Annotated in this window: 13 protein-coding genes; 5 read left to right on the forward strand and 8 right to left on the reverse strand. The window is 73.9% G+C overall.

All coding sequences use genetic code 11. The annotated features are described in order from the left end of the window. Positions 1-49: 49 nt before the first annotated feature. The 6 genes from ACP4J0_RS05555 to ACP4J0_RS05580 form a co-directional block, all read right to left on the reverse strand. Entirely contained in the window at positions 50-940 is an 891-nt protein-coding gene (locus ACP4J0_RS05555) for a hypothetical protein (protein WP_426597462.1), read from the reverse strand. Positions 941-1,295: 355 nt separating this feature from the next. Beyond that, positions 1,296-2,090 carry an RNA polymerase sigma factor SigF gene (locus tag ACP4J0_RS05560; protein ID WP_426517681.1) on the reverse strand — a complete coding sequence of 265 codons (795 nt, stop codon included), beginning with the start codon at positions 2,088-2,090 and terminating at the stop codon, positions 1,296-1,298. A gap of 549 nt (positions 2,091-2,639) precedes the next feature. Beyond that, a complete protein-coding gene (locus ACP4J0_RS05565) occupies positions 2,640-3,056 on the reverse strand; it encodes a VOC family protein (RefSeq protein WP_426597463.1) in 417 nt (138 codons plus the stop codon). Between the two features lie 5 nt (positions 3,057-3,061). Further along, entirely contained in the window at positions 3,062-3,490 is a 429-nt protein-coding gene (locus ACP4J0_RS05570; RefSeq protein ID WP_426597464.1) for a helix-turn-helix domain-containing protein, read from the reverse strand. 60 nt (positions 3,491-3,550) lie between these two features. Then, positions 3,551-5,947, reverse strand: a complete 2,397-nt coding sequence (locus tag ACP4J0_RS05575) for an ATP-binding cassette domain-containing protein (protein ID WP_426597465.1) — start codon at positions 5,945-5,947, stop codon at positions 3,551-3,553. A 69-nt stretch (positions 5,948-6,016) separates the two neighbouring features. After that, positions 6,017-6,172 (reverse strand): hypothetical protein, encoded by a 156-nt coding sequence (locus ACP4J0_RS05580; RefSeq protein ID WP_426597466.1) that lies wholly within the window; start codon positions 6,170-6,172, stop codon positions 6,017-6,019. Positions 6,173-6,375: 203 nt separating this feature from the next. Between ACP4J0_RS05580 and ACP4J0_RS05585 the strand changes: the two genes are divergently transcribed. From ACP4J0_RS05585 to ACP4J0_RS05595, 3 genes are all read left to right on the forward strand, one after another. After that, positions 6,376-6,783 carry a DUF2795 domain-containing protein gene (locus ACP4J0_RS05585; protein ID WP_426597467.1) on the forward strand — a complete coding sequence of 136 codons (408 nt, stop codon included), beginning with the start codon at positions 6,376-6,378 and terminating at the stop codon, positions 6,781-6,783. Between the two features lie 21 nt (positions 6,784-6,804). Next, positions 6,805-7,290 (forward strand): CBS domain-containing protein, encoded by a 486-nt coding sequence (locus ACP4J0_RS05590; RefSeq protein WP_426597468.1) that lies wholly within the window; start codon positions 6,805-6,807, stop codon positions 7,288-7,290. Positions 7,291-7,383: 93 nt separating this feature from the next. Then, complete coding sequence (locus ACP4J0_RS05595) at positions 7,384-7,926, forward strand: type 1 glutamine amidotransferase domain-containing protein (protein ID WP_426597469.1); 543 nt, start codon at positions 7,384-7,386, stop codon at positions 7,924-7,926. 292 nt (positions 7,927-8,218) lie between these two features. Here ACP4J0_RS05595 and ACP4J0_RS05600 read toward each other — a convergent pair whose 3' ends face one another. Then, positions 8,219-8,497, reverse strand: a complete 279-nt coding sequence (locus ACP4J0_RS05600; RefSeq protein WP_426517695.1) for a DUF6158 family protein — start codon at positions 8,495-8,497, stop codon at positions 8,219-8,221. Between the two features lie 60 nt (positions 8,498-8,557). Between ACP4J0_RS05600 and ACP4J0_RS05605 the strand changes: the two genes are divergently transcribed. Beyond that, on the forward strand, positions 8,558-9,679 hold the full coding sequence (locus ACP4J0_RS05605) for a Vms1/Ankzf1 family peptidyl-tRNA hydrolase (RefSeq protein ID WP_426597470.1): 1,122 nt from the start codon (positions 8,558-8,560) through the stop codon (positions 9,677-9,679). A 58-nt stretch (positions 9,680-9,737) separates the two neighbouring features. Here the strand turns inward: ACP4J0_RS05605 and ACP4J0_RS05610 are convergent, their stop codons facing one another. Next, the gene (locus ACP4J0_RS05610; RefSeq protein ID WP_426597471.1) at positions 9,738-11,357 is read right to left on the reverse strand and encodes an ATP-binding cassette domain-containing protein; all 1,620 of its coding nucleotides are present in this window, start codon (positions 11,355-11,357) and stop codon (positions 9,738-9,740) included. A 124-nt stretch (positions 11,358-11,481) separates the two neighbouring features. On the opposite strand from ACP4J0_RS05610, the gene ACP4J0_RS05615 reads away from it, so the two are divergent. Then, positions 11,482-12,987, forward strand: coding sequence for a bifunctional phosphatase PAP2/diacylglycerol kinase family protein (locus ACP4J0_RS05615; RefSeq protein WP_426597472.1), 1,506 nt, complete (start codon positions 11,482-11,484; stop codon positions 12,985-12,987). Positions 12,988-12,999: the final 12 nt, after the last annotated feature.

Consider the following 12,999-nt stretch of genomic DNA (forward strand, 5'->3'; position numbering starts at 1 on the left):
ATGGCTGTGGCCCCGGTGAGCGGAGGCACGCGGTCCACCGGCGTGCGGATCAGCGGTGCTCGGCGTCTCCGCGCAGGCGGAGCCTCAGCCGGTGCGCGGCCGCGCCGAACGCGCCTGCGATCAGGGCGCCGCCGGCAACCAGTGCGGGCACCGAGTCGGTGAAGGCGCCGCCGGTGCCGGCCCGCACCCCGTGCTCCACGGCCCCGCCGCCGCAGGGCTTTCGCCGCGCGGAGGTCTCACCGTGCGGAGCCGCGGGTTCGGGGCACGCGGGGTCGGTGGCGCAGGACGTGCCGTGCGGGGAGGGCCCGCCCGGTGCGGCGTGCTCGCCGTGCGCGGAGGACTCGCCGTGCCCGGCCGCCGGTTCGGGACACGCCGGTTCGGTGGCGCAGGACGTGCCGTGCGCGGAGGACCCGCCCGGTGCGGAGGACCCGCCCGGTGCGGCGGGCTCGGGGCACGGGGATGCGGCGGCGCCGGCCCCGTGCGCCCCGGGCACGGTCATCGTCGCGCTCCACGGATCACCCTCGCCGCCGGACGCCTCCGGGCAGGCGCCGTCGACGGTCCACGCCTCCTCGGAACCCGCGGCGTCCGGGGCGGCTTCGATGTCCTCGGCGGCGACTATGCGGGCGGTGCCCCGGTAGGCGAGCCCGGGCGTCGTCCCGTCGTCGCCCTTCACCTTGCGCAGCTCGACGGTGCCCTCCTCGAACGCCGGCGAGGTGGCGTCGAGGGTCGCGGGCGCGGTCCCGCCGGTCGGGGCGCAGGAGACGGAGACGGTGACGAGGCCGCCGGGTGCCACGTCGGCCGGGCTGACCTCGGCGGTGGGTCCACCGGCGCCCGCCGACGGCGGGGGGACGCCGGGGTCGGCCGAGACGGACCCTGCGCTGACGCCGAGGGCGGCACTGGCCAGGACGGCGGTGGACAGGGCGCGGGCGGTGCGGCGCATGGGGCGGGCTCCTTCGAGCGACGGCTGCGGGGGCACGGCACTCGCGCCCCCTCGGCCATCACAGCCCGCCCGGTACGCGGGCGCGCGCCACCGTGCGCCGTTCGCGGGAACGGGTCGCCCGGGCGGGTGAGCCCCTGGTTTCGCCACACCCGCCACGGGTCAGGCCCGGCCGGAACGGCCCGCCGGGCCGGCCTCGCCGCATCGGCCTTCTCCGGACCCGTCCCGCCGGGCCGCCCGCGGCCCCGCCGGGCGAGGCCTCCGCGACGGCCCCGTCCCAGCTGGGGCGAGCCCGTCGGCTCGGCCCGGCGGTCTCGGACCCGCCGGACCGGGCCGCCACCGCTGCGGCCCCGCCGGCTCAGGCCGCCTGGTCCCGCAGCACCTGTTCCCGCACCCGGTTGCAGCACCGGCTGATCAGACGGGAGACGTGCATCTGGGAGATGCCGAGCTGTTCGGCGATGCGGCTCTGGGTCATGTCGTCGAAGAAGCGCATGTAGAGGATGGCGCGTTCCCGCTCGGGCAGGGCGGCGAGGCGGTCCTTGACCGCCTCGCGGTCGACGACGGTGTCGAGGGCCGGGTCCAGGTCGCCGAGGGCGTCGCCGAGTGAGTAGCCGTCCTCGCTGCCGGGGAGCTCCGCGTCCAGGGACAGTGCCGTGAAACTCTCCAGTGCCTCCAGGCCCACCCGGACGTCCTCCTCGCTCAGGTCGGCGTGCTCGGCGATCTCCGCGACGGTGGGGTTGCGGCCGGAGATGGTCTGGGACAGGTCCTGGCCGGCGAAGCGCACGCGGTTGCGCAGGTCCTGGACCCGGCGCGGCACGTGCAGGGTCCACATGTGGTCGCGGAAGTGGCGCTTGATCTCGCCGGTGATCGTCGGCACGGCGTAGCTCTCGAAGGCGTTGCCGCGCTCGGGGTCGTACCGGTCGACAGCCTTGACCAGACCGAGGGCCGCGACCTGGCGCAGGTCCTCGTAGCTCTCGCCGCGGCTGCGGAACCGTCCCGCGAGCCGTTCGGCCATGGGGAGCCAGGCCTCGACGATCCGGTCGCGGACCGCGTCGCGTTCCGGGCCGTCGGGAAGGGTGGTGAGTCGGCGGAAGGCGTCGGCGGTGTCGGGGGCGTCGTCGTGCGGGTGCTTCACGCTGGCGTGGATCGGCATGGTGCGTCGCAACTCCCTCGGAGCGCGGGGCCCTGTCGTCGCGCCGGGCTACGGCCCGGCAGGCGCGGCCGGTGCGGCCGGCGCCGGATTTCGTGCGGCCTCCGGCGCGCGGGACGGGCGTCACCGGTGCGACGACACGGCCCTTGGGTTCGGGCGGTCACCATGGGAGGGCGTCCGGCCCGGACGGACGCATCCGTGACGGCGTCGCGCCGCTCCCACGGACGTGCCTCCTGTCCGAAGCACTGAACTTGCGCCTGCCCCCTGGACCACACGGCAAACACCCGGAGATTCTCCGCGCGGGCCCGGGGTTCCAGGGGAAGGTGCGGGAGTTGCCCGCCGGGCCGGGAGCGGGGACGGCCGCGCTCCTCGCGCGTACGCGCACGCCCGGTCCCTCCGGGTTGGTGACGCGCGCGCCTCGGCGCCGACGGTTCCGTCGGTCCTCGGGTCAAGGCCTTCCGTCGGTCCTCGGGTCAGGGCCTTCCGCCGGTCCACGGGTCAGGGCCTTCCGTCGGTCCTCGGGTCAGGGCCTCACCGCGGCGGCCCTCGGGGTCACCGCCGGCGCGGCTGGTTGAAGCGCAGCATGTTGCCGGCCGGGTCGCGGAAGGCGCAGTCGCGGACTCCGTAGGGCTGGTCGACCGGCTCCTGGAGGACCTCGGCGCCCGCGGCCCGGATGCGTTCGAAGGTGGCGTCTACGTCGTCGGTGGTGAAGATGACGCCGCGCAGCAGGCCCTTGGCCAGCAGTTCGGCCATGGCCTCCTTGTCGGCGGTCGAGGCGTTCGGGTCCGCGAGCGGGGGTTCGAGGACGATGTCCACGCCGGGCTGGGCCGGGGAGCCGACGGTCACCCAGCGCATGCCCTCGAACCCGACGTCGTTGCGCACCTCGAGTCCGAGCACGTCCCGGTAGAAGGCGAGCGCCTTGTCGTGGTCGTCGACGGCGATGAAGCACTGCGAGAGGTTGATGTCCATGCGCTTCACGCTACGGGCGGGGGCGCGGGCCTCGCTTCTCCGTTCCTGACCGGTCGCGTGTAGATCTTGGCGACGCAGGCGGGGATGTCGGCGCCGTCGGCGTGGTCGCGGGCCCGGTAGGCGCTCGGGCTCTCGCCGACCAGTTCGGTGAACCGTGTGCTGAACGAGCCGAGCGAGGTACAGCCGACCTCGAAGCAGACCTCCGTGACGGACAGGTCGCCGCGTCGCAGCAGGGCCTTCGCCCGTTCGATCCGGCGCGTCATCAGGTAGCTGTACGGCGTCTCCCCGTACGCGGCGCGGAAGCTGCGGGAGAAGTGGCCCGCCGACATGAGGGCGACGCGCGCCAGCGCCGGGACGTCGAGCGGCTCGGCGTATCTGCGGTCCATCAGGTCGCGGGCCCGGCGCAGCCGGGCCAGGTCCTCCAACGTCGTCACCCCACCACGATCCCACAGCGCCGGGCGCCCCCGGTACCGGCGCTGCGGGCTCGTTCGCGGTCAGGCGCCGACGTACGCCGCGAGGTGCTCGCCGGTGAGGGTGGAGCGGTCGGCGACGAGGTCGGCGGGGGTGCCCTCGAAGACGATCCGGCCGCCGTCGTGGCCGGCGCCGGGGCCGAGGTCGATGATCCAGTCGGCGTGCGCCATGACCGCCTGGTGGTGCTCGATGACGATGACCGACTTGCCGGCGTCGACGAGCCGGTCGAGGAGGCCGAGCAGTTGCTCGACGTCGGCGAGGTGCAGGCCGGTGGTGGGCTCGTCGAGTACGTAGACGCCGCCCTTGTCGCCCATGTGGGTGGCCAGCTTGAGCCGTTGGCGCTCGCCGCCGGACAGCGTGGTGAGCGGCTGGCCGAGGGTGAGGTAGCCGAGCCCGACGTCGGCGAGCCGGTCGAGGATCTTGTGCGCGGCCGGGGTACGGGCCTCGCCGGCGCCGAAGAACTCCTCGGCCTGCGCCACCGACATGGCGAGGACCTCGCTGATGTCCCGGCCGCCGAGGCGGTACTCGAGGACCGAGGCCTGGAACCGCTTCCCCTCGCAGTCCTCGCACGGCGTGGCGACGCCCGCCATCATCGCCAGGTCGGTGTAGATGACACCGGCGCCGTTGCAGGTGGGGCAGGCGCCCTCGGAGTTGGCGCTGAAGAGGGCGGGCTTGACGCCGTTGGCCTTGGCGAAGGCCTTGCGGATCGGGTCGAGCAGGCCGGTGTACGTCGCCGGGTTGCTCCGCCGGGAGCCCTTGATGGGGCTCTGGTCGACCGATACGACGTCGGCGCCCGCGCCGGCCGGGACCGAGCCGTGGATCAGCGAGCTCTTGCCGGAGCCGGCCACGCCGGTGACCACGCAGAGCACGCCGAGCGGGACGTCGACGTCGACGCCCTGGAGGTTGTGCGTCGTGGCGTCGCGGATCTCCAGGACGCCGGTGGGCTTGCGGACCGTCTCCTTGAGGGAGGCCCGGTCGTCGAGGTGGCGGCCGGTGACGGTGCCGCTTGCCCGCAGGCCCTCGACGGTGCCCTCGAAGCAGACGGTGCCGCCCGCCGTGCCGGCACCGGGACCGAGGTCGACGACGTGGTCGGCGATCGCGATCGTCTCCGGCTTGTGCTCGACGACGAGGACCGTGTTGCCCTTGTCCCGCAGCCGCAGCAGCAGGTCGTTCATGCGCTGGATGTCGTGGGGGTGCAGGCCGACGGTGGGCTCGTCGAAGACGTACGTGGTGTCGGTGAGCGAGGAGCCGAGGTGGCGGATCATCTTGACGCGCTGGGCCTCGCCGCCCGACAGGGTGCCCGCCGGACGGTCGAGGGAGAGGTAGCCGAGGCCGATCTCCACGAACGAGTCGAGGGTGTCCCGCAGCGCGGTGAGCAGCGGCGCCACCGACGGGTCGTCGAGAGTGCGGACCCAGTCGGCCAGGTCGCGGATCTCCATCGCGCAGGCGTCGGCGATGCTGATCTTCCCGATCCTCGACGACCGGGCGCCCTCGCTGAGCCTGGTGCCGTCGCACTCGGGGCAGGTGGTGAAGGTGACCGCCCGCTCCACGAACGCCCGGATGTGGGGCTGCATCGCCTCCTTGTCCTTGGACAGGAACGACTTCTGGATCTTCGGGATCAGTCCTTCGTAGGTGAGGTTGACGCCGCCGACCTTCACCTTGACCGGCTCGCCGTAGAGGAAGTCCCGCAGTTCCTTCTCGGTGTACTCGCGGATCGGCTTGTCCGGGTCCACGAAGCCGGACTGGGCGTAGACCTGCACGGTCCACTGGCTGTCCGACTTCCAGCCGGGGATGGTGAACGCGCCCTCGGACAGCGACTTGGAGTCGTCGTAGAGCTGGGAGAGGTCGATGTCGGAGACCTTGCCCCGGCCCTCGCAGCGGTTGCACATGCCGCCGGTGCGCTCGTAGGTCGCCTTCACGGCCTTCTTGTTGCCGCGCTCGACGGTGATCGCGCCGCTCGCCCGGACGGAGGCGGTGTTGAAGGAGTACGCGCTGGGCGGGCCGATGTGCGGGTCCCCGAGCCGGCTGAAGAGGATGCGCAGCATCGCGTTGGCGTCGGTGGCGGTGCCGACCGTGGAGCGGGGGTCGGCGCCCATCCGCTGCTGGTCCACGATGATCGCGGTGGTCAGGCCGTCGAGGACGTCGACCTCGGGGCGGGCGAGCGTCGGCATGAAGCCCTGGACGAAGGCGCTGTAGGTCTCGTTGATCAGCCGCTGCGACTCGGCGGCGATCGTGTTGAACACCAGCGAGCTCTTGCCCGAGCCGGAGACGCCGGTGAACACCGTCAGCCGGCGCTTGGGGATCTCGATGCTGACGTCCCTGAGATTGTTCTCGCGGGCACCGTGCACACGGATCAGATCGTGGCTGTCGGCGACGTGTGGCACGGCCGACTGCTGGTCCGTTCTCCTGGCGCTGCTCATCGTGTCTCCATCCGTCGGGCGGGTCAGCAGGGACACGCTAGACGGAGCGCCACGGGCCTCGCTTCTCGATTACTGATCTGCCGGCCCGGCCACGGCCTCGGCCGCGTCGGGGCCGTCGTCGGACGGCGGCGCGGTGCCCGGCAGCACCAGTTCCTCGTAGCGGCCCAGGGCCAGCACCACGCCGAGCATGAGGACCGGGATGAACACAGCGAGCAGCACCGCCATGATCCGTCCTTCCCGACAAGGGGTGGGCGTGGGGGGTGGTGGCGCGCGGGCCGGGTTCCCCGTGCCCGCCGGGCAAACCCGCGGTGCACGCGGGCACACGCAGCGTGCCGGGGGAAATCGGATCGGGCCCGTCCGGATGTTTCCGTGTCGGCCCGCGGGGCCCGGGTACGCGGTCGGCACCCCCGAAGGATGTGGAGGGAGACATGCAGCGAGGCAGTGACCGGATGAGCGTCCACCGTGACGACGAGATGAAGCACGAACTGCAGGGTCTGCTCAGGTCCGGGCACCCCACCCGCAGCGAGGAGTGGAACGACCCGGAACCGGCCGCGGAGGACGACCCGGAGGTCACCTACGGACCCGTGACGCCGGGCCGCGGGCCGACGTATCTGGAGGCGCTCCGGCTCGAACTGGCCCGGAACCTGACCCGGGGCACCTTCCCCGCGAACCCGCGGGAACTGACCCGCGCGCTGCGCCGCGGCAACGCGCCCGACGCCCTCGTCGAGGGTCTGGAACGGCTGCCGCACAAGGCGCGCTACGACAACGTCCAGGAACTGGCGGTGGCGCTGACCGAGCACGGCGGATCCGGACCGGCCGGGGCGCGGAGCACGTAGGCGCCGGAAAGGGCGGTCCTCATGGCCGAGCGGGTGGCCGAGTACGTGCGGGACGTCATGACCCCGGGTGTGACCGCCGTCCGCCCGGACGCCTCCCTCGTCGAGGCGGCGCGGCTGATGCGCACCCACCACATCGGTGATGTGGTGGTCGCGGACGGGCGGGGCGTGACGGGCCTGCTCACCGACCGGGACATCACGGTGCGGGCGGTGGCGAAAGGCCTCGACCCGATGGCGGTCGGCGTCCGGGCGGTCTGCACCCGTGACCCGCTGACGGTCTCCCCGCACGACCCGGTCGCGGACGCGGAGACGCTGATGCGCGAGCACGCCGTACGACGGCTGCCGGTCGTGGAGGACGGGCTGCCGGTCGGCCTGGTGAGCCTCGGCGACCTGGCCGAGGCCCGGGATCCCGCCTCGGCTCTCGCCGACATCAGCCGCGCGGAAGCGGACGCCGGCCCCGACGCCACGGACGGACCCGCCGCCGGACCCGACGCCACGGACAGCGAGTAGGACGGGCTCGCCACGACACACACGACCGGACGACCCACACACGCGCGCGGGGCGGCGACGCCGGCCGGCGCGCCAGGAAAGGAATCCGACCACATGCGCATCGCATTTCTGACCGCGCCCGAGGGCGTGGAGCAGGTCGAGCTGACCGAGCCGTGGCGGGCGGCACAGGAGGCGGGCCACGAACCCGTGCTCGTCTCCACGCAGTCCGGCGAGGTCCAGGGCTTCGACCACCTCGACAAGGCGGACACGTTCCCCGTGGACGAGGTGGTGGGCGACACGTCGGCCGACTCGTTCGGCGGGCTGGTCCTGCCCGGCGGCGTGGCCAACCCGGACTTCCTGCGAATGGACGGGAAGGCCGTGGCTTTCGTCAAGGAGTTCTTCGAGCAGGGCCGGCCGGTGGCCGCCATCTGCCACGCCCCGTGGACGCTCGTCGAGGCGGACGTCGTACGCGGCCGGGTCATGACCTCGTGGCCCAGCCTGCGGACCGATCTCCGCAACGCGGGCGCCACCTGGGTCGACGAACAGGTGAAGGTCTGCGACCACGGCGACAACGTCCTGGTCACCAGCCGCAAGCCGGACGATCTCGAGGCGTTCTGCGAGACCTTCCTCGCCGAGTTCGGCAAGGCGGACGGCTGAGGAGCGGACGGCCGCAGGCCGGGGCGAGAGCCTCACGCCGGGCCCGGCCCGCCGGTGCGCCCCGATCGCGCCGGCGGGCCGGGTCCGCTGCTGCCCGGGTTCGAGGGCCGCCGAGTCTCAGCGTGAGGCTCAGGGCCGAGTCTCTTGCCCGCCCGGGGCTGAGTGCCAGGCCTCGTGCCCGCCGACGTCCGAGGCGCCCGCCGACGTCCGAGCGGCCGGGCCTCGCGCCCGCCGGGGCCGGACGGCCCTCGCGCCAGCCGGGCGGCGGTACGGCCGGTACTCAGCCGCCTACTCAGCCGCCGGGGGTGGTGGCCTCCCCGCAGCCCCGTTCCCGGGCGCCCTCGCGGGTGCGGCCCGCGGCGACCGGGCGCCGGGGGTTTCGGCGCAGCCACTCGCCCTCCAACTGGGCCATGCGGTCGTTGTGGGACCGCAGCGCGTCGTTCGACCCGTACAGCAGGGTGTCGTGACGTGTGCGGTGGATGGTCTCCAGCTCCTTCATGAGCTGTTGGTCGTCCAGGCGGCCCGGGTCCACTCCGGTCATGGTGTCGTCCCGCGTGTCGTGTTCGTTCATGCGGTCCGGGTACCCGCCCCGGAAGCAACACCACCCCCGAGCGGCACCCGGGAGGGAGCCATGGATCTCGCGTTTCTGCACCCCCTCTACGAACATCAGGGGCCCTGGGCCTCCGTATACGTCGATCTCTCCCGGAACGCGGAGGACACCGCCCACGAACGTGAGCTGACGGCCGCCGCGGTGGCCCGGGAGCTCGCGGAGCAGGGCGCGGACGACGCGACCTGCCGGGCCGTGAAGGAGGCGGTGGAGGGGCTGCGCCACGCCACCGACCCGCACGGGCGGGCCCTGTTCGCGTGTGCCGGGCGGGTGGTCCTCGATCCGCCGCTGGCCCGGCCCCCGTACGGCGGGACCACCGCCGACTGGGCGCCGCTGCCGCACGTCGCACCGCTGCTGGAGCTGGCCGGCGAGGACCCGGTGTGCGTGGTGGCCTACATCGACCGCAAGGGCGCCGACTTCGAACTGCGCAGCGCGCTGGGCAGCTCGGACGCGGGCGGCGTGACCGGCCGGCAGTGGCCGGTGCACCGCACCAGCAGCGTCGACTGGTCGGAGCGCCACTTCCAGCTGCGGGTGGAGAACACCTGGGAGCACAACGCGGCGGAGATCGCGGACGCGCTCGCCGTGTGCCAGGAGGAGACCGGCGCCGACCTGCTGATCCTGGTGGGGGACGACCGGGAGCGGCGGTCCGTGCACGAGCGGCTGCCGAAGCGGCTGCAGGAACGGATCGCCGAGGCCTCGCGCGGTGCCGGCAGCAGGCTCCTGGACGACGAGGTGGAGCGGCTGCGCGACGACCACGTACGCTCGCGCGCCCGGGAGGACCTGGACCGCTTCCTGGCGGCCCGGTCACCGGACGGCCAGGGCCGGGCCGGTGCCGCGGAGGGGGTGCCCGCGCTGGTCGAGGCCGCCCGGGAGCACCGCATCGACGAGCTGCTGATCATCCCGGACGGCCCCGACACCCACCGCGAGGTGTGGATCGGCGAGGACGCCGACCAGTTGGCGGTGCGCCGTACGGAGCTGAAGACGCTCGGCGAGCAGAACTCCTGGTCGGCCCGCGCGGACGACGCCCTGCTGCGCTCGGCGGTGATGACCGGCGCCCCGGCGATCTCCGTGACGGCGGCCCTGCCGTCCGAGGCCGCGGACAAGGCACCGGTGGGCGGTCTGGGGGCGCTGCTGCGCTGGAAGTGACTTCCGCGACCGCCCGCGACCGCCCGCGACCGCCCGTGACCGCCCGTGACCGCCCGCGTCAGCGGGCCCGCTCCACCCGCCGTTCGTCCCAGACCGGCTCCGGCGTCTCGCGGACGCGTCCGTCGCTGCCGAAGACGAGGTACCGGTCGAAGGATCGGGCGAACCAGCGGTCGTGGGTGACCGCGAGGACCGTGCCCTCGAAGCCCTCCATGCCTTCCTGGAGGGCTTCGGCCGATTCCAGGTCGAGGTTGTCGGTCGGCTCGTCGAGCAGCAGGGCGGTGACGCCCTGGAGTTCCAGCAGGAGGATCTGGAAGCGGGCCTGCTGGCCTCCGGAGAGCCGGTCGAAGGTCTGCTCGGCCTGCTGGGTCAGCTCGTAGCGGCGCAGCCTGGACATGGCGGCGCCCCGGTCCTGGGAGTGTTCGGTCCACAGGATGTCCAGGAGCGCCCGGCCCACCAGTTCGGGGTGGGCGTGGGTCTGCGCGAAGTGTCCCGGCACCACGCGCGCCCCGAGTTTCCAGTTCCCGCCGTGGGCCACGTCGCCGCCGGCGAGCAGCCGCAGGAAGTGCGACTTGCCGGAGCCGTTGGAGCCGAGGACGGCGACCCGTTCGCCGTAGAAGACCTCCAGGTCGAAGGGTTTCATCAGGCCGGTGAGTTCCAGCTGCTCGCAGGTGACGGCGCGTACGCCGGTGCGGCCGCCCTTCAGGCGCATCCTGATGTCCTGCTCGCGCGGCGGCTCGGGCGGCGGGCCCGCCTCCTCGAACTTGCGCAGCCGGGTCTGGGCGGCTCGGTAGCGGGAGGCCATGTCGTCGCTCACCCCGGCGGCCTGACGGAGCGTCAGCACGAGCTTCTTCAGCTGTGCGTGCTTCTCGTCCCAGCGGCGGCGCAGTTCCTCGAAGCGGGCGAAGCGTTCGCGCCGGGCCTCGTGGAAGGTGGCGAAGCCGCCGCCGTGCACCCAGGCGTCGGCACCCGCGGGGCCCGGTTCCAGGGAGACGATCTTCTCGGCGGCGCGGGCGAGCAGTTCCCGGTCGTGGGAGACGAAGAGGACCGTCTTGCGGGTCTCCTTCAGCCGCTCCTCCAGCCAGCGCTTGCCGGGTACGTCGAGGTAGTTGTCCGGCTCGTCGAGCAGCAGCACCTCGTCGGTGCCGCGCAGCAGCGCCTCCAGGACGAGGCGTTTCTGCTCGCCGCCGGACAGGGTGCTCACCTGCCGCCACTGGGCCTTCTCGTACGGCACCCCGAGCGCGGCCGTGGTGCAGATGTCCCACAGCGTCTCGGCCTCGTAGCCCTGGGCCTCGGCCCAGTCGGCGAGCGCCTGGGCGTAGCGCATCTGGGCGGCCTCGTCGTCGACCGTCATGATCCCGTGTTCGGCGGCGTCGACGGCGCGCGCGGCCTCGCGGATGCGGGGCGGCGCCACGGACACGAGCAGGTCGCGCACGGTCGTCTCGTCCCGGACGGAGCCCACGAACTGGCGCATCACCCCGAGGCCGCCGCCGACGGTGACGGTCCCGCCGTGCGGTTTGAGCTCCCCGGACAGCAGGCGCAGCAGGGTGGTCTTGCCCGCCCCGTTGGGTCCGACGAGGGCCACGACGGCCCCCTCCCCCACCCGGAAGGAGGCGTCGCCGAGCAGCGCCCTCCCGTCGGGGAGGTAGTACTCCAGGTGCGCGGCTTCGAGATGACCCATGGGACCGGATTCTGCGGCTCGCGGCACGTCCCGGGCAAACCCATTTCCGCCGCCGCGGCCCGGGGCGGCGGTACGTGGGGCGCGCCACCCGCAGGAAACGCCGTCCGCAGGGTAGGCGGGAGCCATGAGCCCCGACGTAGACCTCACCGCCCCGACGTCCGGTCCGCATCCGGTCCGCAACCGCCTGCTGCGGCTGGACCAGCGCCTGTTCGAGGCCGTCGCCGCCCGTACCTGGCCCGGCGCCGACCCCCTGCTGCCCCGCCTGAGCCGCAGCGCCAACCATGGTGTGCTGTGGTTCGCGGCGGGCGCCGCGCTGGCCGCGACCCGCACCCCGAGGGCCCGCCGCGCCGCCGCCCGGGGCCTCGCCTCGCTGAGCCTGGCCTCGCTGGCGATCAACACGCTCGGCAAGCGCTCGGTCCGCCGCCCCCGTCCCGTGCTGGACCCGGTGCCACTGGTGCGGCAACTGAAGCGGCAGCCGATCACGACGTCCTTCCCGTCCGGGCACGCCGCGTCGGCCGCCGCGTTCGCGACCGGTGTCGCGCTGGAGTCCCCGGCGTGGGGCGCGGCGGTCGCCCCGGTGGCCGCCGCGGTCGTCCTCTCCCGCGTCTACACCGGCGTCCACTTCCCGAGTGACGTGCTGGCGGGTGCGGCCCTCGGGGCGGGGGCCGCGTTCGCCGTACGGGGCATGGTCCCGACGCGCGCCCAGCTCACCCCGCCGGCCCGGCCGCGTGCCGACGTGCCGGCGCTGCCCGGCGGTGAGGGTCTCGTGATGGTGGCCAACATCGGCTCGGGCACCTCGGACCGGGTTCGGGCGCTGTGCGACGCGCTGCCCGACGCGGAGGTGGTGGAGTGCGAACCGGGCGACATCCGCGCGGAGCTGGAGAAGGCGGCGGACCACGCCCGGGTGCTCGGCGTGTGCGGCGGCGACGGCACCGTGAACGCCGCCGCCGAGACCGCCCTGCGCCACGGGCTGCCGCTGGCCGTGCTGCCCGGCGGCACGCTCAACCACTTCGCCTACGACCTCGGGGTGGAGGACGTACGGGATCTGTGCCGGGCGCTGGAGCGGGGCGAGGGGGTACGCGTGGACGTCGGCCGGTTCGCCTCCGGCGGGCGGCACGGCATCTTCCTGAACACCTTCAGCCTCGGGGTGTACCCGGAGCTGGTCAACGAGCGGGAGCACTGGTCGCCCCGGATCGGCGGCTGGCCGGCCGGGGTGCTCGCGGCCGTACGGGTGCTGCGCGCCGACCGGCACCCGCTGGAGGCGGAGGTACGGGGCCGCCGGCGCCCGCTGTGGATGCTGTTCGCCGGCAACGGCACGTACCACCGCCGGGGCCTCGCCTCCGGCCGCCGCCTCGACCTGGCGGACGGGCAGCTCGACGTGCGGGTGGTGCACGGCGGTCGCCGGCCGGCCCTGCGGCTGCTGTCCGCGGCCCTCGCGGGCCCGCTGACCCGCTCCCCCGCGCACGCGGCGGTGCAGGTGCACCGGCTGCGCCTGAACGGGGTCGCGCCGGGGACGCTGATGGCGTACGACGGCGAACTGACCGAGACGGAGGGCGATCTGGCACTGGAGAAGCTGCCGGAGGCGCTCACGGTCTACCGTCCGCTGCCCGGTACCGGACTGCTCTCCTGACAACCCGTCAGT

The organism is Streptomyces sp. WG7, assembly GCF_049975785.1.
Lineage (GTDB): Bacteria > Actinomycetota > Actinomycetes > Streptomycetales > Streptomycetaceae > Streptomyces.

Coding starts and splice junctions, on each gene's coding strand:
- ACP4J0_RS05555 (WP_426597462.1), bottom strand. CDS start 940: ATGCGCCGCACCGCCCGCGCCCTGTCCACCGCCGTCCTGGCCAGTGCC.
- ACP4J0_RS05560 (WP_426517681.1), bottom strand. CDS start 2,090: ATGCCGATCCACGCCAGCGTGAAGCACCCGCACGACGACGCCCCCGAC.
- ACP4J0_RS05565 (WP_426597463.1), bottom strand. CDS start 3,056: ATGGACATCAACCTCTCGCAGTGCTTCATCGCCGTCGACGACCACGAC.
- ACP4J0_RS05575 (WP_426597465.1), bottom strand. CDS start 5,947: ATGAGCAGCGCCAGGAGAACGGACCAGCAGTCGGCCGTGCCACACGTC.
- ACP4J0_RS05580 (WP_426597466.1), bottom strand. CDS start 6,172: ATGGCGGTGCTGCTCGCTGTGTTCATCCCGGTCCTCATGCTCGGCGTG.
- ACP4J0_RS05585 (WP_426597467.1), top strand. CDS start 6,376: ATGCAGCGAGGCAGTGACCGGATGAGCGTCCACCGTGACGACGAGATG.
- ACP4J0_RS05590 (WP_426597468.1), top strand. CDS start 6,805: ATGGCCGAGCGGGTGGCCGAGTACGTGCGGGACGTCATGACCCCGGGT.
- ACP4J0_RS05595 (WP_426597469.1), top strand. CDS start 7,384: ATGCGCATCGCATTTCTGACCGCGCCCGAGGGCGTGGAGCAGGTCGAG.
- ACP4J0_RS05600 (WP_426517695.1), bottom strand. CDS start 8,497: ATGAACGAACACGACACGCGGGACGACACCATGACCGGAGTGGACCCG.
- ACP4J0_RS05605 (WP_426597470.1), top strand. CDS start 8,558: ATGGATCTCGCGTTTCTGCACCCCCTCTACGAACATCAGGGGCCCTGG.
- ACP4J0_RS05610 (WP_426597471.1), bottom strand. CDS start 11,357: ATGGGTCATCTCGAAGCCGCGCACCTGGAGTACTACCTCCCCGACGGG.
- ACP4J0_RS05615 (WP_426597472.1), top strand. CDS start 11,482: ATGAGCCCCGACGTAGACCTCACCGCCCCGACGTCCGGTCCGCATCCG.